Source organism: Convivina intestini (assembly GCF_003096575.1).
Classification (GTDB): Bacteria; Bacillota; Bacilli; order Lactobacillales; family Lactobacillaceae; genus Convivina; species Convivina intestini.
This window is the reverse complement of record NZ_QEKT01000001.1, coordinates 193709-214495: the sequence shown is the minus strand read 5'-3', so window position 1 is coordinate 214495 and position 20787 is coordinate 193709. Positions and strand designations below refer to the sequence as shown.

The window sequence follows — 20787 nt, the reverse complement described above, 5'->3', positions numbered from 1 at the left end:
GGGGAAAATATGAAAAAAGTACTGATAGTTGGTTCAGGAGCACGGGAACACGCTTTAGCCCAAACTTTTCTAAAGAGTCCACAGGTTGACCAAGTGATCGTTGCTCCTGGCAACGATGGCATGACGGATACTGATTTAAAAATAGTACCCATTCCGGTTACAGATTTGATAGCCCTTCGGCAATTGGCTTTAGATCAACAAATTGATTTGACCTTTGTCGGCAGTGAAGCTCCTCTGACGCTGGGAATTGTGGATGAATTTGAGCAGGCTGGCTTAGCTGTTTTTGGTCCTAGCCAAGCCGCTTCCCAGCTGGAAGGTTCCAAATCTTTTGCTAAAGACTTATTAACTAAATACAATATTCCCACTGCTCGGTCAAAAACGGTCCATTCATTAGACGCAGCTACAGCTCTCCCAGCTAAATTTGGTTTCCCCTTAGTAGCTAAATTAGACGGTCTTGCTTTAGGTAAAGGCGTCAGTATTTTTGCCAATGAGCAACAGTATCAGGATTATCTCAAAGATATTTTTACAAAAGACCCGCAGGCTACCTTGGTTATCGAAGAATTTTTAAAGGGCGTAGAATTTTCCATTTTTTCTCTGGTTGGTAAAGACGGAAAGGTGGTTCATACCCCTTTAGCCCAAGACCACAAACGTCGTTTCGATCATGATTTAGGTCCAAATACTGGGGGGATGGGCGCTTATAGTCCATTAACCTGGGTCAGTCCTGCTCAAAAGCAAATGGCCATTGATCAACTAGTCACGCCCATTTTGGCGGCTATGCAAAGTGAAAATACGCCCTTTGTTGGTGTCTTGTACACTGGGGTGATGTGGACTACAACTGGCCCCAAGGTCATTGAATACAACGTGCGTTTTGGTGATCCTGAAGCCCAAGTTGTGTTACCCCAGTATCAGGGTGATTTTTATACGCTTATTATGGATCTGCTTGATGGCAAAGTAGGGCAGTCCGACTGGCAACAAAAAGCCATCTATTTGGGCGTGGTCTTAGTTGCACCGGGTTATCCTAATGCTCCCCAGACTGGTGCCCTAGTACCAACAGTAGTGCAAGTAGCTCCTTTAACAATTAATTATGCCGGTGTTAAAGATGGGCGAGCGGCTGGTGGTCGGATTGCTACGGTTGTTGCTCATGCGCAAACAACTAGTTTGGCACAAGCAGAGGTTTATCGTAAACTAAGTGTAATCGACACAGCGTTAGACTATCGCCATGACATTGGCTATCAAGCTGACCTAAATCATCTTTGACATAAAAAGGGGAAATTATGCAAACAGACATTGAAATTGCACAAGCAGCAGAAGTTTGGCCGATTCAAAAAATTGCTCAAGCTGCTGGAATTAAAGAACATGAATTGGCACCATATGGTTACGATAAAGCTAAAATTAATTTGGATCCGCAGGTTAAGCGTTCCCAGGATTTAGGTAAATTAATCTTAGTGACCTCAATTAACCCTACGCCCGCTGGAGAAGGGAAGTCCACGGTAACAGTTGGTTTAGCTGATGCTTTGGCCATGGCCGGTAAAAAAACGATGATTGCCTTACGAGAGCCTTCCTTAGGACCCGTTATGGGGTTAAAGGGTGGTGCTACCGGTGGTGGTCAGGCTCAAGTCGTACCCATGGCCGATATTAATCTACATTTTACGGGAGATTTTCATGCTCTAACTTCGGCTCATGATACTTTGGCAGCCCTGCTGGATAATAGTTTGCAACAGGGGAATCCGCTCAACATTGATCCGCGACGAATTATTTGGAAACGAGTCCTCGATATTAATGACCGGGCCTTGCGCAATACGGTGATTGGTATGGGTGGCCCTAAGTCAGGAGTCCCTCGCACTGATGGCTTTGACATCACGGTGGCTTCCGAACTAATGGCGATTTTGACACTTTCGACTAGCTTAATGGACTTAAAAGCCCGGATTAAAAAAATTGTGGTGGCTTATACCTATGATGAAGAACCCGTAACCGTTGATGATTTAGGAGTAGCCGGCGCCTTAACCGTCCTACTCAAAGATGCGATTAAGCCTAATCTAGTGCAAACGTTAGCCCACACACCGGCGATTATTCACGGCGGACCTTTTGCCAATATCGCCCAAGGAACCAATTCAATTTTAGCCACTAAAACGGCTCTCCAACTAGCTGATTATGCCGTGACCGAGGCTGGTTTTGGTGCTGACTTGGGTGGTGAAAAGTTTCTCGATGTCAAAGTGCCTCTATTGGGTAAAACGCCTGATACAATTGTGATTGTCGCCACCGTTCGGGCCCTCAAACATCACGGCGGGGTCGCTTTAGCTAACTTAAACGAGGAAAATTTAACCGCCTTAGCAGCTGGGCTAGAAAATTTGGGCCAACATTTAGCCGCCATGCAACGCTATGGTGTCCCAGTACTTGTTGCTATTAATCAATTTACGGCCGATACACCAGCTGAAATGCAGTTAATCCAAGACTATGTACAAGAACATGGCGCTCAGGCCTATGTCGCTAACGTTTGGGGACAAGGTGGGGCTGGTGCTCAAGAATTAGCCCAAGCCGTAATTGATGCTACCGCAAAAGAAAGTAACTTTACGCCACTTTACCAAGAGCAAGACTCAGTGGAAGACAAACTCAATGCCATTGTGCAAACAATTTATGGCGGTGCTGGTTTTGAATTATCCGCACAAGCCCAGCGCCAGCTCGCTGAATTCCAGCAACGAGGTTGGGATAAGTTGCCAATTATCATGGCTAAAACGCAGTATTCTTTGTCTGACGATGCTAAGCAACTAGCTCGACCAGAAGATTTCACCATTCATATTCGTGAATTTATTCCAAAATTAGGGGCTGGTTTTCTTGTAGCATTGACCGGTTCGGTTCTAACCATGCCCGGTCTACCAAAACATCCGGCTGCTTTAGATATTGATATTGACGAAAACGGTCGCATCACTGGACTATTTTAATTAGTGCAAATACTGCTAGACCAACCAGACTAGGAGAGTAACTCACATGGAAAATCGTTGGATTCGCGCTGCTTTACCTGCCTTATTAATTCATGGTTGTATTGGCACTGTTTATGCCTGGAGTGTTTTCAAACAGGCGATTGCTAGTCAAATTAGTGCTTCAGTGGCCAATGTTGAATGGGCCTTCTCCTTGGCAATTTTGTTTTTAGGTTTATCAGCGGCTTTATTAGGCCACTTTGTCGAAAAAGATATTAAAAAATCGGCCTTACTAGCCACTTTTTTCTTTACGGTGGGGATGATTGGCACTGGGGTTAGTATTCAGCAAAAATCCCTGATTGGTATTTATCTTTTTTACGGGGTGATTATGGGGATTGGCCTAGGGATTGGTTACCTGACCCCTGTGAAAAATTTGATGCTGTGGTTTAAAGAAAATAAGGGCCTAGGTACTGGTCTGGCCGTAGCCGGTTTTGGGCTAGCTAAGATGATTTTTTCACCAATTATGGTTAGCTTGCAGTTAACTTTTGGCCTCTGGCAAATGTTTGTGATTTTAGGTTTTGTCTTTGCTATTTTGATGTTAATTGGCTGGTGGTTAATTCAAAAACCAGCTGGTTGGGTGGAAGTGCCACTCAAACAAGCTTTTAAACCCTGGTCCTTCTTCAAGAATCGAAATTTTATTGGCATTTGGTTGATGTTTTATTTAAATATCACAGCTGGTTTGGCCATCATTTCTCAGGAAAAAGATATTTTAATGGGACTTAAAAGTTCATCAGGGTCGTTGGTTTTTTCTCTAGCAGCCATGACCACCATTATCAGTATTGATGCTTTCTTTAACGCCGCCGGACGAATTGGTTTTGCCACTTGGTCAGACAATTTAAAGGATCGCAATAGCATCTATCAAATTATTTTCATCTTGTCTCTAGTGGTTTCCCTCCTATCGTTTACGATTCCTAATTACAATAATTTCCTGCCAATCGTGATTGTTATCGCTTTCTTTTCAATTAATGCTGGTTACGGTGGGGGATTTTCAGCCTTACCTCCGCTATTGGCTGATCGCTTTGGTATGCGGGCAATCTCTAAAATTCATGGTCTGGCCCTCACCGCCTGGGCTGCTGCTGGTTTAACCGGGAATCAATTAGCCAGTCTGATTGTTCATGGTTGGAAATTACCTTATCAAGATGTCTTTTTAGCGATTGCTGTTTTGTATTTGTTAGCTTGGGTTATTAGCCGTTATGTGGTAACGCCAAAACGAATGTTGTTGGATTAATGTTCGTGTTTTGCGCTAATTGTTTAAATATATTTTAGATTAGGTAATAAATAACGAATAAAATTCATAATTTAGCTGTTATACTGGTTATAGTACAGAAGAGAGCACTAGATAAGGAAGTAAACAATGCTAGAACGTTATTCTCGTCCCGAGCTGCGCCAAATTTGGTCCTTAGAGAACCAATATCAGAGCTGGCTTGACGTTGAAATTGCCGTAATTGCTGGTTGGGTAGCTGTCGGACATGTTCCGGCTGAAGATTTGGCTCAGATTCGAGCTAAGGCCAGTTTTGACATCGACCGAATTGCTGAAATTGAGCAATCAACCCGCCACGATGTGGTCGCTTTTACTCGTAATGTCTCCGAATCCTTGGGTGAAGAACGCAAATGGATTCACTATGGTCTAACTTCGACTGATGTAGTTGATACTGCCCAGGCCCTGCGTTTGCGTCAGGCTAATCAGGTCATCAAGGCAGATTTGCAGGAATGGCGTGAGGCGATTAAGCGTTTAGCCTTGGCCTACAAAGATACGGTTATGATGGGGCGGACGCACGGTGTGCACGCTGAGCCAACAACCTTTGGGTTAAAGATGGCTCGTTTCTACGCTTCTGCAACTCGGGCAATTGAGCGTTTTGACCGAGTTGCGGCTGAAGTTGAAACTGGTAAGTTATCGGGTGCCGTGGGTACTTTTGCCAATGTGCCACCAGAAGTTGAAGCGGTAGCCATGCAAGAATTGGGACTAACGGCGCAACCGATTGGATCTCAAGTTTTGCCTCGAGATTTACATGCTGATTACATTCAAACGATTGCCTTAATTGGCACCCAAATGGAAGAATTAGCGACTGAAATTCGTTCTTTGCAGCGTTCAGAAATTCATGAAGTTGAAGAAGGTTTTGCTAAGGGACAAAAAGGTTCATCGGCTATGCCACATAAGCGGAACCCGATTGGTGATGAAAACATTACTGGTTTGGCCCGGGTGCTACGGGGCTATGCCGTCACTGCGTTAGAGGACGTGACCCTCTGGCACGAGCGAGATATTTCCCATTCTTCGGCTGAACGAATTATGTTGCCCGATGCGACTAGCCTCTTGGATTACATGTTGAACCGTCACACCGGTATTTTGAATAATTTGGGTGTTTTTCCAGAAACGATGCGCAAAAACATGAATCGCACTTATGGTTTGATTTATTCACAACGACTCTTGCTGAGTTTGATTGATGCGGGGATGTCCCGAGAAGCCGCCTATGATACAGTCCAACCGTTGACAGCTCGGTCATGGGATGAGCAAATTATGTTCCGAGATTTGGTTGATGCTGATCCAACCATCACTTCGAAGTTAACCAAGGAAGAAATTGATGACGCTTTTGATTATCATTACCATTTGCGCCATGTCGATGAAATTTTCAAGAGAGTAGGCTTAGCATGAGATCATTAATTAACCATCCAGCGATTAAAGGTGTGTTAGCAACTGAAACTGATATTCAGGCCCAAGTGCAACGGGTAGCCAACGAATTGACCGAAGAATTTGCCGATCATAAGCAACGGCCAGTTTTCATTGCTGTGCTAAAAGGTGGCGTGATTTTTGCCACGGATTTATTACGCAAAATGCCTTTAGATGTGGATTTTGACTTTATTGATGTTAAAAGCTATTCCGGTGACTCTTCCACCGGTCAGGTTAAAGTCGTCCACGATGTCAGCATGGACTTAACCGGTCGCGATGTCGTCGTTGTTGATGAAATTATTGACTCAGGTCGGACCATGCAGTGGTTGAACGATTACTTTGAGTTGAAGGGCGCTGCCAGTGTGACTACGGTCGCTTTGGCCGATAAAAAAGCCGCCCGGGTGGTCGACTTTGAAGTTGATTATGCCGGTCTAGAGGTCCCCGATGAGTTCTTAGTCGGGTACGGCATGGATTATAATAATTCCTTTAGAAATCTGCCGGTAATTGCCGTGGTGGATTTGGATAAGATTGATTTGATATGATTTTGAAAAGCTGACTGAGGTTGGCTTTTTAATTGAAAAAAATAGCAAATATTTTGCTATTTTCTGCCACTATTATTCCAGAGCCATCTTCATGTCTAACACTTGTAAATCTTTTTGCTCAGCGCGACTATCATCTTTATTAATTTCAATGAGCATATTGTAGCGAATTCTAACTACTGCTGGTGATGTGGATTGTACAGTGTACCCAAAGTAGTATTGATGCGCTTGGTTAACTTTTTCAATGTATAGGTTCTTGTCTTCCAAGTTTTCCCACTTAATCTTGGAATCGTTATTAATCGCCTTTTTCAGTGCTTCTCGTGCCAGCTTAAACATTTCATCTTTTTGTTTACCTGATGACAATTTATTAACCTTGTCAGATAAAACAACATGATTGCCCTCATCCTGATAGTAGGGGAGTTCGTGATTATTTTCGGCTAAGAGTTCTAGACTTAAAATCGTAAGGACAATGCTAACAATTGTGACTATCAGATACTTATATTTTTTCTGCATATTTATTCTCCTTTATGCAAACATTCAATTTGAAGACTTGCTGTCTTCACTATAGGCTATGTTTTATTTGCATGTTTTTAGCCACAATCCTGTATAATTTAAGAAAAGGAATGAAGGAGTACTACTATGGGAACATTTGATAAGTTGATGAAGGGTATTGGCAAAGGAGCTTTAACATCAGTTGCCCTTGATGAAGCTGCTAAAATCGCAAATCGAGAACTAGAAAAACGCAGCCATTACGTAAAATTACCGGATGTTCGCTCCCTACCAGTTAGTGAAGCTGAATCAATTTTACAAGATTACGATTTTAAGTATTCTCTAGTAAAGCTAACCTCTGATGCTAAATATGCAGATGTCCTGGCGAATCATGTTGTACGTATGATGCCTCATGGTGGCGCCAATGTTGATCCGAAAACTTTTATTAAAATGTATTATGCTGATGAGCAAACGATTCAAGCTAGCCAAGTACTAGCTGAAAAATTGGCCGAAGAAAAAGCTTTAAAAAAGGCTAAGAACCAAGCAAATATTCAACATGTTGTTGATGTGACTGCTAAGGTATCCTCGAATGTTACTGAGAAATTGCATTTGAAAAAATCAATCGAAAAAAAGGAAGAACAGTAAAAGAGTAGCTCAACTCAACGAGCTACTCTTTTATTTATTTTCAGTGAAAACTTCATTGTTAAACCAGTTAACATCAGCAAACTCATTAAAGTAATCATGACCACTACCGCCAATGTTTGATTAAAAGTCAATAATTTTGACCACTGGATTTGCACACCCATGTATGCACTAAAATTATTTTGTTGATTAATGTTGTTACTAAAAATTTCGGTTAACGTATCATTCATTAGGACCTGCCGATAGAGGGAGGCAACGTAAGTTCCAGGTGTTAACTTCATCATTGTTTGGGCGAAATCGGGTAAGAGGCCGATGGGGATGTAACTGCCAACTAAGAAACCGGCACTGGTACCAATCAAGGTGGAGACTTTGCTTAAATTAGCTTGGTTATGAATAAAATTAACCAAAATAGCATTCATTAAACTGGCCAAAAGGGAACTTAACATTATTAATCCAGCCATACTAAAGCTCTTTTGCCAGGGAAAATTGAATGTATCAGTCAGTGTAAAATAGACGACCATAATCAATAACATCAATCCTTGCATGATTATGCCAATGAAGGTGGAGCTAGAAATATAACTTAATTGTATCTTTATGGGGCTAATGTCTGTTAATAAAATATCTTGGTAAACCTGCTGCTCACGATCTTTTACCATTTGGGTTAATCCAGCAAACGTAGTGGTAATACCTGTAATGGACAGCGTCCCGCCAATCAGCCACATATCTAGCATTTGTTTGACATCTTTAATTTTAGACCAACCATCGACCATATTATTTTTTAAAAAGATAATATATAAAATAAAAGAGATTAAGGCACCCATTAGGGATAAAATCACACCACTGCGGTCTCTGAAGTAAAGCAAAAGATTTCTGTTAATCATGGCTAACATTAGCGTATATCCTTTCCCGTTAAGTTAACAAAAGCGTCATCCAGAGAACCAGGATGATATTCAAAATTAGTAATGATAGATTGGTATTGATTTAAAATATTTAATGCCTGGCTGGCGCTCTCTGTGGTAAATTGGACTTCATTCTGATTAATCAATTTGACCGATATATCATCTGATAAAGATTGGGCAATCCTTTCAGCCTGATTAGTAAATAAAATTAGTTGATTATGACTGTACTGTTGCCGAATGTCTTCAGCCGAACCTTGGACAATCATTTGACCGTGATCAATAATATAAATCTGATCAGCATAATTAGCTTCATCCAAATAATGGGTTGTTAGGATGATTGTTAAGCCTTGGATTTCTTGAAGTTGTTGGAGCAGTTGCCAAATAGCTAATCGGGTTTGAATATCTAATCCAGTGGTCGGTTCATCTAAAAATAGAATATCTGGCTGATTTAATAAGGCTCGAGCAATATTGACACGTCGTTTTTGACCACCGGATAAGGTGCCGTAGTTTTGGTTGAGAAAATTAGTTAGTCCCAATTTCTTTACCAGCACTGGTATATATTTTGTTGCAGGTTTCTTATACAGTTGAGCTCTTAAATTTAGATTTTCTTTAACAGTTAAATCATCATCTAAAACACTGTTTTGAAAAACGACGCCAACTTTAATATTGTCTCTATAAATAACCTGACCGCTAGTCGGATCTAAGATACCAATTAACATTTTTAGGGTTGTCGATTTACCAGCACCGTTGGGACCTAGTAGGGCGGTAAAACTGCCAGATGGGACACTTAAATTAATTGAATCGACCGCTACTTTTTGGCCATATTTTTTGCTTAAATTAATAGTTTTTAATAACATACTGATTCTCCCTTATGTCATTAACTTATTAATTTTTAAGAAACTCCTCAAGCAAAATTAACTAAATGGTTATCTAGAAATAACTAAGTGGTCAGCGTAATGAAAATAATTAATTATGAGCCTTATATGAGTAAATGTCATTTTAATATCACTAAATTTTAAATAAAATCCTATTTATACTTATTTACAGACGTTTACTTTTCTCATTTATATCTTTACAATAGATAAATATATGTGAATGTGAAAGGATGAATTAATACATGAGAGAAACTGGATCACAACGAATTAAACGAGGCATGGCCCAGATGCAAAAAGGTGGCGTTATCATGGACGTTGCCAATGTAGAACAAGCTAGAATCGCTGAAGCAGCAGGGGCTGTCGCCGTAATGGCCTTAGAACGAGTGCCATCAGACATTCGTGCTGCTGGTGGTGTCGCCCGGATGTCTGATCCAGCGATGATTGAAGAAATTATGGCCGCTGTTAGTATTCCTGTAATGGCTAAAGTCCGAATTGGACACATTGCTGAAGCTCGTATTTTAGAGAGTATCGGAGTTGATTACATTGATGAAAGTGAAGTTTTAACGCCAGCCGATGACGTTTATCACATTGATAAAAACGAATATCAGGTGCCCTTTGTCTGTGGTTGTCGTAATTTAGGAGAAGCCTTACGTCGGATTGCTGAGGGAGCTTCAATGTTGCGAACCAAGGGAGAACCAGGGACTGGCGATATCGTTGAAGCCGTGCGTCATATGCAAAAAGTTAATCAACAAATCCGTCAAATCGTCGCTACAAAATCAGAACACTTAATGGACATGGCCCGTGAACTACAGGTTCCATTGAATCTGGTGCAAGAAATTCATGAACAGGGAAAGCTACCAGTGGTTAACTTTGCCGCCGGTGGTGTTTCTACGCCAGCTGATGCAGCCTTGATGATGAATCTGGGTGCCGATGGTGTTTTCGTAGGGTCAGGAATTTTCAAATCAGAAAATCCAGCTAAATTTGCCAAGGCAATCGTCACGGCAACGGCCCATCCAACCGATTATCGATTGATTGCAGAGGTTTCTAAGAATTTGGGTAAACCGATGAAAGGCATTGATGCGCTTAGTCTAGACCAACATGACAAAATGGCTCCTCGTGGCCAACATTAGGAGATTTATGAAAATAGGTGTATTAGCATTACAGGGAGCCGTTAGTGAGCATGAGCAGATGCTGGCTGATTGTGGTGTCGATGTTCAGTTGGTCAAAGGCGTTACTGATTTAATTGACCTTGATGGTCTCGTAATTCCTGGTGGAGAAAGCACGACCATTAAAAAATTGCTAGCTAAAGCCAGTATGCTTTCGGTTTTGAAAGATAAAATTCTAGCAGGAATGCCAGTCTTGGGCACCTGTGCCGGCTTAGTATTATTAACTCAAGATGATGCCTTAAACGGGTTAGATGGGCAGGTTCAACGGAATGGCTTTGGCCGCCAAATTGATAGTTTTGAAGAAAATATTACAATAACTGGCCTTGATCATCCTTTTCCGGGTATTTTTATTCGCGCGCCGTACTTAGAGACAGTGGGTCCTGAGGTGGAGATATTGGGTAAAACCTTTGATAATCGAATTATTGCCGCCCGGCAAAAGAATGTTATGGTAACGGCTTTTCATCCGGAATTATCAGAAGATAGTAGTATTCATGAGCTCTTCATTACGCAATGTGTTAATGAAAATAAAATGAATTAATTAGTTGCGGGAGATATTTTAAAATGATGGGATTAGGGACTATTGTTAATGCCGGTGCCATTGTCTTGGCTGGTATCATTGGCTATTTTTTTCAAAGATTGATACCCCAAAAAGTTCAAGAAACTGTCCTACAAGCAATGGGGTTAGGTGTTATTTTCATTGGAATAGCCGGCACCCTTAGCAAAATGCTGATATTTAAAAATGGTGAATTCACAACCGTTGGAGCAATGTCCCTCATCGTTTCCTTAGCCCTTGGCACAATAATAGGGGAGTTAATTGACATTGACCGCGGCTTAAATGCTTTCGGACACTGGTTATCGGGGATTTTTAGCCGAGGTTCCACTTCCAAGTTCAGTGAAGGTTTTGTCTTATCCAGTTTGACAGTTTGTATCGGTGGCTTTGCTATTGTGGGCGCTTTGCAAGATGGTTTATCCCTCCTTACTTTTTACCAAAGCATCGATTGATTTTATTATAATTTTGCTATTTGCTGCCACTTACGGTTTAGGTTGTTGCTTTGCGGCCATTGGGATTCTTGTTGTTGAAGGTGGCATTACTTTACTAGCTATTTTTATTAAACCTTTGCTCACAACGCCAATGATTGTCGGTATTTCACTAGTGGGTGGAACGCTTATTACCTTGATTGGTGTTAACATGCTATTGAATTTAAAAATTAAGGTTGCTAATATGTTACCTGCCATTCTAGTCGTGACTTTTTACATTCACTTTTTTGGTTTAAACTAGGATTATCAAATCTTGGGAGTTCATAATGGAAAATTACTTATTCGATTTTGATGGTACACTGGCTGATTCAGAAGAAGCAGCCCAATTAGCAACCAAAGCGGCCTTTCAAAAAGTTGGCCTAGCTGCACCAACCACCGACCAAATTAACTATTATATGGGCATTCCCATTGAAGTATCATTTAAAGAGATGGCTGGGGAACATCGTTTTACCGATACTGAGTTTGAGGCACTGTTAAATGCTTTTCGACAATATTATCGTGAGTTTGAAGACGAACATATTACCTTATTTGATGGTATGCAATCGACCTTAGCGCAGCTAGTAGCTGAAGGAAAACAACTTTTTGTTGTTTCTAGTAAGCGGTCAGATTCCTTAATGAGAAATTTACAAAGTCTCGGAATTGCTGAATACTTCCAGGACGTTCTAGGATCAGATATGGTCACGGCCTTTAAACCTGCGCCAGATGGTGTTTTGGCTGTTTTAGATAAATGGCAGCTAAATCCAGCAGAATCAATTATGATTGGGGATGCCATTTTTGACTTGCAGATGGGCAAGGCCGCCTATATTCATACCTGTGGGGTAACCTGGGGTGCGCATGATGCGGCCAGTTTGAAAGCCGAAAACCCTGATTATTTAGTTCAAGCAACTACTGACTTACTTAAAATTAAGTAAAAAGACTAATTATCACATATTGTGGTAGTTAGTCTTTTTAAGGTAATTGTTCTTTTCGAGCAACAACATAGTTGATAAAATTTTTACTGGCAATCGATAGGTTGCTCTGGTTAAGGTAGGCGATTTCAATTGATTGAACGATTTCAGGAACCGTTGCAGCGTGGGCAATTTTAAAATCAGAATTACCGACCATTAATTCTGACACAAGACTGACCCCCAGACCAGCTTCAACCATAGCCATGACCGTATAATCATCTTGTATTTGGTCTTTAATGTGAGGATTAACCCCAATTTGATCAAAGGCCAGGGTGACATCGCTATGAGAACCCTCCGGAATTAAAATGATATTGTGTGACTGCTGTGTTAAATCTTGTAAACTAACGACTTTTTGCTGGGCAAGGGGATGGCTGGCAGCCATTACGGCCAGTAGGCGTTCTTTTTTAAGTGGGATGGTTTTTAAGCCACCATTTAAAGTTTGTTTTAAAAAGCCAAAGTCCACCCGTCCGGCTAAAATATCAGCTTTAATTTCATCGTAATCGCCCTGATATAAGGTGAAGTGAACGTGTGGATATTGGTCTTCAAAACCCTTGATTAAATTTGGTAACCAATAACGGGAAATACTATTGCTGGCGCCGATTCGTACAGTCCCAGTTTCAAGCCCCTTGAGGTGGTCGGCCACTTCTTTCATGTCAAAATATTGTCGGGTTATTTTTTGAAACTCTGGGTATAATTTCTGTCCAGCTGGGGTTAAATTAATACCTTTACGTGAACGTTTTAATAAGGCTAAATCAAATTCTTTCTCCAAATTAGCAACAGTTTGGCTAATGGCTGATTGAGTATAGCCCAGTTCTTTAGCAGCTTTAGTAAAGCTACCAGTTTCGATTATTTTTTGAAAAACAAAAAAACGGTTCATTTGATTATTATTCCTAATGTATTTATTAAAAAGATTAATTTTACTAATCAAACTACCCTTGATACCATAATTAAGTTCCAAAAAGAAATTATGAGGGAAGAAAATGATAAGTAGAATATTTCGTAAGGAGTCAGTTAGTAATTATTTAAAAGCTGATTCACAACTAAAGCGAACACTTGGTCCTTGGGATTTAATTGGTCTTGGGATTGGCGCAGTGATTGGGACCGGAATCTTTATTTTACCGGGACATGAGGCTGCTCAACACGCAGGTCCTGCCGTAGCCATTGCCTTTTTAATTGCGGCGTTATTGTCTGGTATTGTGGGGATGGCGTACGCTGAGTTCTCCTCGGCCATGCCCATTGCCGGTTCAGCCTATTCCTTTGCTACCGTTGTTTATGGAGAAATTATCGGCTGGATGTTAGGTTGGGCTTTAATTTTAGAGTATTTCTTAGCTGTATCGGCCGAAGCAACTGGATTTGCAGCATACTTTAACAATAATATTTTAGATGCTATCGGCGTTCACTTACCAAAGGCGTTGCAAAGTGGTCCCATGGACGGAGGAGTGATTAATATTACTGCGGTGTTAATTATCTTAGTCATTGCCTTTATTGTTGCGCGTGGATCGGAGTTATCTAAAAAAGTTGAAAATACAGCAGTCATTGTTAAAATTGCGATTATTTTATTGTTTATTGGTTTGGGTGTTTTCTATATTAAATCAAGTAACTATGTGCCCTTTTATCCAGCAGAATTCCATAGTTCATGGTTAGGATTAGGTGGTATTTCAACGGCTGCAGCAACGGTTTTCTTTGCCTTTATTGGTTTTGATGCCTTAGCTTCTAATTCAGCCGAAACAATCAATCCGCAGAAAAATATCATCCGTGGTATTTTAGGGACTGTTATTATTGCTGTAATTTTATATGTTGTCTTTTCACTGGTATTGGTCGGTATGGTGCCATATACACAGTTAAATGTTGATGACCCAGCGGCGTATGCGCTACATTTGGTACACTTGGATGGTTGGAATAAAGTCATTACCGTTGGTGCACTTTTTGGTATTTTTACTGCCATGCTAACGATGTTCTTTGGCGGTTCACGCTTAGTTTACGCCCTAGGTCGCGACGGATTATTATCAGGTAAAATGGGTAAAATTGATCCTAAATACAAGGTGCCTAAAAACGCTATTATAATTGCCCTTATTGTTCAAGCCTTCTTTGCTGGGGTGGTTCCGCTGGAGCAATTAGCTTCACTGATTAATGCAGGAACCTTATTGGCCTTTGCCGGGATGTCATTTGGTATTATCCCCCTAAGAAAACGCAATGACATTACCAATACAGGTTTTAAAATGCCTTGGTATCCAGTTTTGCCAGTCTTTGCTGGTTTGGCAAGTATTTACTTTATTATCATGTTACCGGATGCAACTAAAATTTCAGTGGCCATCTGGTTGTGCATTGGCTTGATAGTTTACTTTGCTTATGGCATTAAACACTCCAAATTGTCTGATTAAAATACTAACAACAAAAGTCATGGCTAGTTCATTTCGATGAAGCTGGGTATGGCTTTTTTATGTAATTGTCTCCCCAAGCTTCCATGGCCAAAATCACGGGTTGAAAACTCTGACCGAAGTCACTCAAGCGGTACTCGGTTTTTACTGGGATCACGGGATAAATCCTCTTAATAATCAGACCATCAGCTTCTAATTCAGCTAGTTGTTTAGCTAACATTCGTTTAGAAACGTAGGGGAGTTTACGCTGTAATTCGGAAAAACGCAGTACTCCTGCCTGAAATAGATGATATAAGATAACGCTCTTCCACTTACCCGCGATAAATTGTAGGGTGTTTTGAACTGGACAGCCAGGATCACAATCATAAATTTTACGCATATAAACCTCAATAAACTCGTAGTAAGCCTAATTTTATCATTGTTAAATAAAAATTTTAGGGTGAATTTAAGTGCACCCGGTGTTTTTAAATTCACGTCTTCTTTTTGAATTGCGACTGGTCTAACCTAAGTACAAAGAGGTGCCATAAAATGACAAAAATACAAGCAGTTGGGTTTTACCAACATTTACCAATTTCTAATGAAAATAGTTTTCAAGATATTTCAATTGATGAGCCAACGTTAAAGCCCCATGATTTATTAGTCGCAGTGGATGGCGTGTCGGTCAATCCAGTAGATACTTATGTTCGAAAAAGTGGTCGAGCTACATCTTTAGCCCATCCAAAGGTTATTGGCTGGGATGCAGTTGGCCGTGTTCTAGCAGTCGGAGAGCAGGTTAAACTCTTTAAAATTGGGGATCGGGTATGGTATGCCGGTGATTTTAAACGGAGTGGTAGTGATTCTCAGCAACAAGTTGTTGATGAGCGAATTGTTGGTTTTGCGCCTGAGTCCCTAAATGACCAACAAGCAGCGGCTATCCCTCTAGTGGGTCTAACTGCTTATGAATCACTATTTGAACAGTTGAAAGTTGGCTGGAATAATCATAATCAGACCATTCTAATCATTAACGGGGCCGGTGGTGTCGGTTCTATGGCTGTCCAATTAGCAAAGCTAGCCGGCCTTAAAGTCATTGCTACTGCTTCTCGTCCTGATTCCATTGCTTGGGTTAAAAAGCTTGGCGCTGACCAAGTCGTTGATCACCATCAAAATTTAGTTAATCAAATTAGAACTAAAGAGATGCCATATGTGGATTATATTTTGAATTTAAACAATTTGGATGCTCATTGGCATGAAATTGCGGAGTTAATTAAACCGGATGGCCACGTTGCCGCAACTACGGAAAATCACCGGTTGATTGATTTGCAGAAATTGACTAAAAAAAGGGTAACCTTTGCCTGGGAGTGGATGTACAGTAAGTCCTACTATCAACTCGATAGCATGATTTCCCAACACGAAATTTTAAATCATTTAGCCCAACTTTATGATCAAGAAAAACTGGTTTCAATTCAAACGAAACACTATCAGCCCATTAATGCTGCTAATCTACGAAAAGCCCATGCTGATGTTGAAACAGGTAAAATGATTGGCAAGGTAACTTTAACTGGCTGGGATAAACATTAAGTATTTACATATCGCTAAATAACGATATAATAAGAACATGAAGTTAGATGAAAATATATTTAAAGCCTTAGCTAATCAGACGCGAATTGATATTTTAGCTTGGCTAAAAAACCCAGAAGTTGAATTTACTGATGTACCGGTTGAAAATATCCGATATATGCTGCAACATTTTGGCGGTATTTGTGGTTCTTCAATCGTTACTCGTTCCGGCTTATCTCAATCCACTATTTCAAATTATTTAAAAATATTAGTGCAAGTAGATTTAGTGCAGACAGAACGGCATGGCAAGTGGACCTATTATCGTCGAAATGAATCAATGATTCAAAATTTAGGTAAGAATATTCAGTGTGATTTGTAGCGCTGTTTATTTTTAGTTTTTATAATACATATCGCTATATATAGATATAAAAGGGGCAATAATGAAAAATATCGTCATCACTGGTGGCACATCCGGGGTGGGTTACGCCATTGCTAAAGACTTAGTTCAAGATAATAACATCATTATTATTGGCCGAGATCATCGCCGGGGACAAGCAGCCCAAAATATACTTGGCAGCCATGCTCATTTTCTCGCGGGAGATTTGAGCACTGAAAATGATTGTCAAAATATTAAAGAATCTATTGAACAATTATGGGGAAAAGTGGATGTCTTAATCAATAGTGCCGGTATTTGGCCTAAAAATACCGAAAATAATATTTCAATTAACTTACGCGCTCATTATGCCTTTACCATGGCATTAGGCTCATTACTGAGGCACGGTCGAGTCTTAATCGTCTCTGGTAATCCAATGGCAATCCAAAATCTGCCAATCTGTGAGCAGCAAGGCACAACAATGCAACGGGCGAGCTGGTTATTAACCCATAAAACTTTATTAACAATTTTATTGAGTAAAATCCTGGCTAATAACGACACGACAGTTAACAGTTTCTTTCCTGGTGATATTCAAAGTAACTTAATGCCTTATACCCAACAGCTTATGCAAAAGACGGTACCAGTAGGACGGTTTTTAGCTTTAGATGAGTCGTTGGCGCATGTAACCGGACAATTTTTCGACAATCAGGGACAGCTTGTACCATTGAATCCTAATAAATATAGTATCGAAGAAGCCCAAAATCATTTAACAAATTATTTAAAATTTCATAAAATGTAATACTTTAAAATAATTGTAATCATTTTGTATTGTTATCAACTTCTCAAGTGAGTATCATTTACTTTGTAAAGGAGTGAACAAATATGAAATTACAAACATTTATTAAATACTTAAGTTGGGTGGCGACTGTGTTGGCAGTTATGATGTACGTTTCATACATACCACAGATCCAGGCTAACTTAGCCGGGCATAAGGCGGAACCACTTCAGCCGCTAGTTGCGGCTCTTAATTGTACTTTGTGGACCGTTTATGGCTTGTTTAAAAATCCACGAGATGTACCAGTTGCCTTTGCTAACATGCCAGGTATTTTGTTCGGATTATTAACTTTCATCACTGCTTTGTAATTTAATTCACTAAAAATCCTGTCTTTTTCAGGATTTTTTTAAAGAATAATTTTTATCACCTGATTAAACTTGCCTACATTACTTAAGAATTTCTTAATATTATGTTAGAATAAACCTATGTTAGAATTGGATTCGAGCATTAGAGTTCGTATTATCAAGTAGTGTATTAAAATTGAATCAGAACTAAATATTTGGGAGACGTTTTCAATGTCAAAAAATAACAACGTAAATAACCAACCTAAACACCGTACCTCTAAGATTATGTCGTCGATGCTTTTGCTAGGAATGATGGGCTTGTCAGCACAACAAAGTGCTCAAGCTGCTGATTGGCAAAGTAACAGTGCCAATACGATTTCTTCTAAGAAGGGTCAGACTTTTAACGCAACGACAAAGACTTATAAGATTCAAAGTGGTGACACTTTGAACGCAATCGCTGAAGCTTTTGATGTGAAGACAGCTGACCTGGTTGCTGCTAACCACATTCAAGATGCCAACTTGATCTATGCTGGTCAAGAATTGAAGATTGAGGGTGTTGCTGCAACAGCTTTCCCTACTCCTCAAGCAACACAAACTTACAGTGCTGGCGAGCCAATTATTAGTACTGATCCAGCTATGCAAGCTGTACCAACCCCTGAACAAGGACCTACTAACGAACAGACTCCTTATCCGACTGTTGATGCAGCCGCTCATGACATGAACCCGGTTAGCACGACTAATCAGCCAACTCAAGGTTTGGTATCACAAGTTACTAGTCAAGCTGCTACTTCAACAGTTCAGAGTCAAAGTGCTGCTGCGCAAGTGCAACCAGCCTCAACTAGCCAAGTTGAAAGTCAAAACCATGGCATCAGCGTAACTAGTTCAACAAGCCAGAGCCAAACTAATCTTGTTTCTGAACAAGTAGTTTCTCATCCACAAGCAACTCAAAGCCAAGCTGTTCAAGTTCAAACGCAACAACCATCACAGGCAACGAGTCAAGCTGCTGCTCAACCACAACCCACTGTTCAAACACCTAGTTCACAACAAAGCGGTGTAAATAGCGAAAAGGTTGTCAACTGGTTTACTAATAATCAAGGTAAGTTGACTTATTCAATGAACGGTTCACGTAATGGATCTGATGGAACTGCTGATTGCTCTGGTTCAATGACTGAAGCTATCTACGAAGCTGGTGGTTCTAAGCCTGCTTATCTATATAATACGGATAGCTTGCATGGTTATCTTACTTCAAACGGCTACAAGTTGATTGCTGAAAACCAAGGTTGGAATGCTCAACGTGGTGACATTGTTGTCTGGGGTCAAAAGGGTCAATCAGCCGGAGCTGCTGGTCATGTAATGGTTATCAGCCAAAGTGATGACGCTAACGGTAATGGTGCCAAGGAAATCTCTACTGATTATTCTACTGGTGGCGCCGCCAACAGTGCGGTAAGTGAACATAACTATGACGCCTACGCTAAGGCTAACGGTAACCCTTACTCATACGTTTACCGTCAGTAATTAATTTAAGATAGTAATTTAAAAAGACTTCCATTTGGAAGTCTTTTTATTTTTGGTTAGCTGATAAGGGTTGTATACTAAAATTATGATAAAAAAACATTTTCAATTAAAAACCGATAAATTATCAATTGTTGTCTATGCCACCATAATTGGCTTATTCACTGGTTTAGTGGTCAGTTTATTTCGCTTTTCCATTGAAAAAGGATTGTATTTTTTTCAGACTCTTTATATTGCTGTAAGCCATGGTCATTTAACAGCCCTACTGTTAGTTTTGGTTTTCAATCTATTGATTGGTCTAATCGTGGCTGCTTTACTAAAAAAGGAACCCAATATTTCAGGATCCGGTATCCCTCAAGTTGAAGGACAGTTAATGGGGGATATCAAGGCTGACTGGTGGTCAACTTTATGGCGTAAATTCATTGCTGGTATTTTAGCAATTGGCAGTGGTCTAATGCTTGGACGGGAAGGACCTTCCATTCAATTAGGATCTTCGATTGGGCAGGGACTAGCGCAGTCCTTAAATTTAAGTCATAATCGCTCTAAAACTTTCATTGCTAGTGGTGCAGCAGCTGGCTTATCTGCTGCCTTCAATGCTCCTTTAGCCGGGGTCATGTTTGTCTTGGAAGAAATTTATCACAGCATTTCACCCTTTGTTTGGGTAGGCGCTTTAGTAGCAGCCAGTGTGGCTGATTTCGTATCGACGGTTGTTTTTGGTCAAAAACCAGTTTTAGCATTAGGGTATTTGCCTATTTTTCCAGTAAAGTTATACGGTCTCCTCGTCATTTTAGGGATTATACTCGGAGTTTTAGGATTTCTTTATCAAAAAACACTTTTATTCAGTTTGACCACCTATAGCAAATTAAAATTACCCAAATATTGGTATGGTCTAATTCCGTTGATATTAATCATACCAGTCGGAATATTTTGGCCAAATATTTTAGGTGGGGGAAATGGTATTATTTTATCCCTACAAAAAATGTCATTTAGTTTACCTTTACTATTTGGTTTAGTGACTTTACGCTTTATCTTCTAAATGGTCAGTTATGGATCCGGTTTGCCAGGTGGTATTTTCCTGCCTATTTTAACTTTAGGAGCTTTAAATGGCGCATTAATGGGTCAGATTTTTATTATGTTGGGCTGGATACCGGCTACCTATATGGTTAATTTCATTGTAATTGGTATGGCAGCTTATTTTGCTTGTATTGGAAAGGCGCCCTTCACAGCCATTATTTTAATCGTTGAAATGGTCGGTAGTATAACCCACATTTTACCGCTAGCGCTGGTTAGTCTAATCGCTTATTTAGTCGTTGACATATTAAATGGGGCGCCAATCTATACTTCGCTTTTACAACGATTATTAAAAAATAAAAATCAACAATTATCGATTAATGATCTTGTCACAATCGAAATACCGGTATTGGCGGGAGGATTGATGGAAGACTGCCTAGTGCAAGATTTGCCATTACCACCCAAAGCGTTGATTACTCTGGTAAAACGCAGTGATGAAGTTTTGATTCCAAGTGGTGACTTAGTGTTACGTCCAGGCGATTTGGTCTATCTGCGTTTGAAAAAAGCTAATTTAGAAAAAATAAAAAGTTTAGGCTATGAACTTAATTAGAAAATAATTTTAA

The 20787-nt window shown here is 40.2% G+C and carries 20 protein-coding genes and 2 pseudogenes; 17 read left to right on the top strand and 5 right to left on the bottom strand.

What is annotated here, in order from left to right; translation table 11 throughout:
* Positions 1-9 precede the first annotated feature (9 nt).
* The 5 genes from purD (at position 10) to hpt (ending at position 6182) form a co-directional block, all read left to right on the top strand.
* Complete coding sequence (purD, locus tag C7384_RS01050; protein WP_089937575.1) at positions 10-1257, top strand: phosphoribosylamine--glycine ligase; 1248 nt, start codon at positions 10-12, stop codon at positions 1255-1257.
* A gap of 17 nt (positions 1258-1274) precedes the next feature.
* Positions 1275-2939 carry a formate--tetrahydrofolate ligase gene (locus C7384_RS01045; protein ID WP_089937573.1) on the top strand — a complete coding sequence of 555 codons (1665 nt, stop codon included), beginning with the start codon at positions 1275-1277 and terminating at the stop codon, positions 2937-2939.
* Between the two features lie 46 nt (positions 2940-2985).
* Positions 2986-4203 carry an OFA family MFS transporter gene (locus C7384_RS01040; RefSeq protein WP_089937570.1) on the top strand — a complete coding sequence of 406 codons (1218 nt, stop codon included), beginning with the start codon at positions 2986-2988 and terminating at the stop codon, positions 4201-4203.
* 126 nt (positions 4204-4329) lie between these two features.
* Entirely contained in the window at positions 4330-5625 is a 1296-nt protein-coding gene (gene purB / locus C7384_RS01035) for an adenylosuccinate lyase (RefSeq protein WP_089937566.1), read from the top strand.
* Positions 5622-6182, top strand: a complete 561-nt coding sequence (gene hpt, locus C7384_RS01030; protein WP_089937564.1) for a hypoxanthine phosphoribosyltransferase — start codon at positions 5622-5624, stop codon at positions 6180-6182. The genes purB and hpt overlap by 4 nt, the downstream gene beginning before the upstream one ends.
* A 72-nt stretch (positions 6183-6254) precedes the next feature.
* On the opposite strand, the gene C7384_RS01025 is transcribed toward hpt, so the two are convergent.
* On the bottom strand, positions 6255-6692 hold the full coding sequence (locus C7384_RS01025; protein WP_089937562.1) for a hypothetical protein: 438 nt from the start codon (positions 6690-6692) through the stop codon (positions 6255-6257).
* Between the two features lie 126 nt (positions 6693-6818).
* Here C7384_RS01025 and C7384_RS01020 point away from each other — a divergent pair, with 126 nt between their 5' ends.
* Positions 6819-7313, top strand: coding sequence for a PASTA domain-containing protein (locus C7384_RS01020; RefSeq protein ID WP_089937560.1), 495 nt, complete (start codon positions 6819-6821; stop codon positions 7311-7313).
* Between the two features lie 14 nt (positions 7314-7327).
* Here C7384_RS01020 and C7384_RS01015 read toward each other — a convergent pair whose 3' ends face one another.
* Positions 7328-8200, bottom strand: coding sequence for an ABC transporter permease (locus C7384_RS01015; protein ID WP_089937557.1), 873 nt, complete (start codon positions 8198-8200; stop codon positions 7328-7330).
* Positions 8200-9066, bottom strand: coding sequence for an ABC transporter ATP-binding protein (locus C7384_RS01010; RefSeq protein ID WP_089937556.1), 867 nt, complete (start codon positions 9064-9066; stop codon positions 8200-8202). Before C7384_RS01010 ends, C7384_RS01015 begins: the two co-directional genes overlap by 1 nt.
* Before the next feature lie 260 nt (positions 9067-9326).
* Here C7384_RS01010 and pdxS point away from each other — a divergent pair, with 260 nt between their 5' ends.
* The 4 genes and pseudogenes from pdxS to C7384_RS00990 all read left to right on the top strand — a co-directional run bounded on the left by pdxS (position 9327) and on the right by C7384_RS00990 (position 12199).
* Positions 9327-10214: a pyridoxal 5'-phosphate synthase lyase subunit PdxS gene (gene pdxS / locus C7384_RS01005; protein WP_089937554.1), complete on the top strand. Its 888-nt coding sequence runs from the start codon at positions 9327-9329 to the stop codon at positions 10212-10214.
* 7 nt (positions 10215-10221) lie between these two features.
* Positions 10222-10788, top strand: coding sequence for a pyridoxal 5'-phosphate synthase glutaminase subunit PdxT (pdxT, locus tag C7384_RS01000; protein WP_089937552.1), 567 nt, complete (start codon positions 10222-10224; stop codon positions 10786-10788).
* Between the two features lie 23 nt (positions 10789-10811).
* A pseudogene (locus tag C7384_RS08345) lies at positions 10812-11529 on the top strand (DUF554 domain-containing protein).
* Positions 11530-11554: 25 nt separating this feature from the next.
* Positions 11555-12199 (top strand): HAD family hydrolase, encoded by a 645-nt coding sequence (locus C7384_RS00990; RefSeq protein WP_089937550.1) that lies wholly within the window; start codon positions 11555-11557, stop codon positions 12197-12199.
* A 37-nt stretch (positions 12200-12236) separates the two neighbouring features.
* Here the strand turns inward: C7384_RS00990 and C7384_RS00985 are convergent, their stop codons facing one another.
* On the bottom strand, positions 12237-13112 hold the full coding sequence (locus C7384_RS00985) for a LysR family transcriptional regulator (protein WP_089937549.1): 876 nt from the start codon (positions 13110-13112) through the stop codon (positions 12237-12239).
* Between the two features lie 103 nt (positions 13113-13215).
* Here C7384_RS00985 and C7384_RS00980 point away from each other — a divergent pair, with 103 nt between their 5' ends.
* Positions 13216-14616 (top strand): APC family permease, encoded by a 1401-nt coding sequence (locus tag C7384_RS00980; protein ID WP_420838702.1) that lies wholly within the window; start codon positions 13216-13218, stop codon positions 14614-14616.
* 28 nt (positions 14617-14644) lie between these two features.
* Here the strand turns inward: C7384_RS00980 and C7384_RS00975 are convergent, their stop codons facing one another.
* The gene (locus C7384_RS00975) at positions 14645-14992 is read right to left on the bottom strand and encodes a winged helix-turn-helix transcriptional regulator (protein ID WP_089937547.1); all 348 of its coding nucleotides are present in this window, start codon (positions 14990-14992) and stop codon (positions 14645-14647) included.
* Positions 14993-15141: 149 nt separating this feature from the next.
* On the opposite strand from C7384_RS00975, the gene C7384_RS00970 reads away from it, so the two are divergent.
* From C7384_RS00970 to C7384_RS00945, 6 genes and pseudogenes are all read left to right on the top strand, one after another.
* Positions 15142-16170 (top strand): zinc-binding alcohol dehydrogenase family protein, encoded by a 1029-nt coding sequence (locus tag C7384_RS00970; protein ID WP_089937544.1) that lies wholly within the window; start codon positions 15142-15144, stop codon positions 16168-16170.
* 37 nt (positions 16171-16207) lie between these two features.
* Positions 16208-16528 (top strand): ArsR/SmtB family transcription factor, encoded by a 321-nt coding sequence (locus C7384_RS00965; RefSeq protein WP_089937542.1) that lies wholly within the window; start codon positions 16208-16210, stop codon positions 16526-16528.
* A gap of 61 nt (positions 16529-16589) precedes the next feature.
* Complete coding sequence (locus C7384_RS00960) at positions 16590-17321, top strand: SDR family NAD(P)-dependent oxidoreductase (protein ID WP_089937540.1); 732 nt, start codon at positions 16590-16592, stop codon at positions 17319-17321.
* An 83-nt stretch (positions 17322-17404) separates the two neighbouring features.
* On the top strand, positions 17405-17665 hold the full coding sequence (locus C7384_RS00955) for a SemiSWEET family transporter (protein ID WP_089937539.1): 261 nt from the start codon (positions 17405-17407) through the stop codon (positions 17663-17665).
* A gap of 207 nt (positions 17666-17872) precedes the next feature.
* The gene (locus C7384_RS00950) at positions 17873-19156 is read left to right on the top strand and encodes a C40 family peptidase (protein WP_089937536.1); all 1284 of its coding nucleotides are present in this window, start codon (positions 17873-17875) and stop codon (positions 19154-19156) included.
* 85 nt (positions 19157-19241) lie between these two features.
* Positions 19242-20774 (top strand): annotated as a pseudogene (locus C7384_RS00945) (ClC family H(+)/Cl(-) exchange transporter).
* Positions 20775-20787: the final 13 nt, after the last annotated feature.

Coding starts and splice junctions, on each gene's coding strand:
- C7384_RS00965 (WP_089937542.1), top strand. CDS start 16,208: ATGAAGTTAGATGAAAATATATTTAAAGCCTTAGCTAATCAGACGCGA.
- C7384_RS00970 (WP_089937544.1), top strand. CDS start 15,142: ATGACAAAAATACAAGCAGTTGGGTTTTACCAACATTTACCAATTTCT.
- C7384_RS00975 (WP_089937547.1), bottom strand. CDS start 14,992: ATGCGTAAAATTTATGATTGTGATCCTGGCTGTCCAGTTCAAAACACC.
- C7384_RS00980 (WP_420838702.1), top strand. CDS start 13,216: ATGATAAGTAGAATATTTCGTAAGGAGTCAGTTAGTAATTATTTAAAA.
- C7384_RS01040 (WP_089937570.1), top strand. CDS start 2,986: ATGGAAAATCGTTGGATTCGCGCTGCTTTACCTGCCTTATTAATTCAT.
- C7384_RS01025 (WP_089937562.1), bottom strand. CDS start 6,692: ATGCAGAAAAAATATAAGTATCTGATAGTCACAATTGTTAGCATTGTC.
- C7384_RS00950 (WP_089937536.1), top strand. CDS start 17,873: ATGTCAAAAAATAACAACGTAAATAACCAACCTAAACACCGTACCTCT.
- C7384_RS00955 (WP_089937539.1), top strand. CDS start 17,405: ATGAAATTACAAACATTTATTAAATACTTAAGTTGGGTGGCGACTGTG.
- C7384_RS00990 (WP_089937550.1), top strand. CDS start 11,555: ATGGAAAATTACTTATTCGATTTTGATGGTACACTGGCTGATTCAGAA.
- C7384_RS00985 (WP_089937549.1), bottom strand. CDS start 13,112: ATGAACCGTTTTTTTGTTTTTCAAAAAATAATCGAAACTGGTAGCTTT.
- C7384_RS01010 (WP_089937556.1), bottom strand. CDS start 9,066: ATGTTATTAAAAACTATTAATTTAAGCAAAAAATATGGCCAAAAAGTA.
- C7384_RS01020 (WP_089937560.1), top strand. CDS start 6,819: ATGGGAACATTTGATAAGTTGATGAAGGGTATTGGCAAAGGAGCTTTA.
- pdxT (WP_089937552.1), top strand. CDS start 10,222: ATGAAAATAGGTGTATTAGCATTACAGGGAGCCGTTAGTGAGCATGAG.
- pdxS (WP_089937554.1), top strand. CDS start 9,327: ATGAGAGAAACTGGATCACAACGAATTAAACGAGGCATGGCCCAGATG.
- purB (WP_089937566.1), top strand. CDS start 4,330: ATGCTAGAACGTTATTCTCGTCCCGAGCTGCGCCAAATTTGGTCCTTA.
- hpt (WP_089937564.1), top strand. CDS start 5,622: ATGAGATCATTAATTAACCATCCAGCGATTAAAGGTGTGTTAGCAACT.
- C7384_RS01045 (WP_089937573.1), top strand. CDS start 1,275: ATGCAAACAGACATTGAAATTGCACAAGCAGCAGAAGTTTGGCCGATT.
- C7384_RS01015 (WP_089937557.1), bottom strand. CDS start 8,200: ATGTTAGCCATGATTAACAGAAATCTTTTGCTTTACTTCAGAGACCGC.
- purD (WP_089937575.1), top strand. CDS start 10: ATGAAAAAAGTACTGATAGTTGGTTCAGGAGCACGGGAACACGCTTTA.
- C7384_RS00960 (WP_089937540.1), top strand. CDS start 16,590: ATGAAAAATATCGTCATCACTGGTGGCACATCCGGGGTGGGTTACGCC.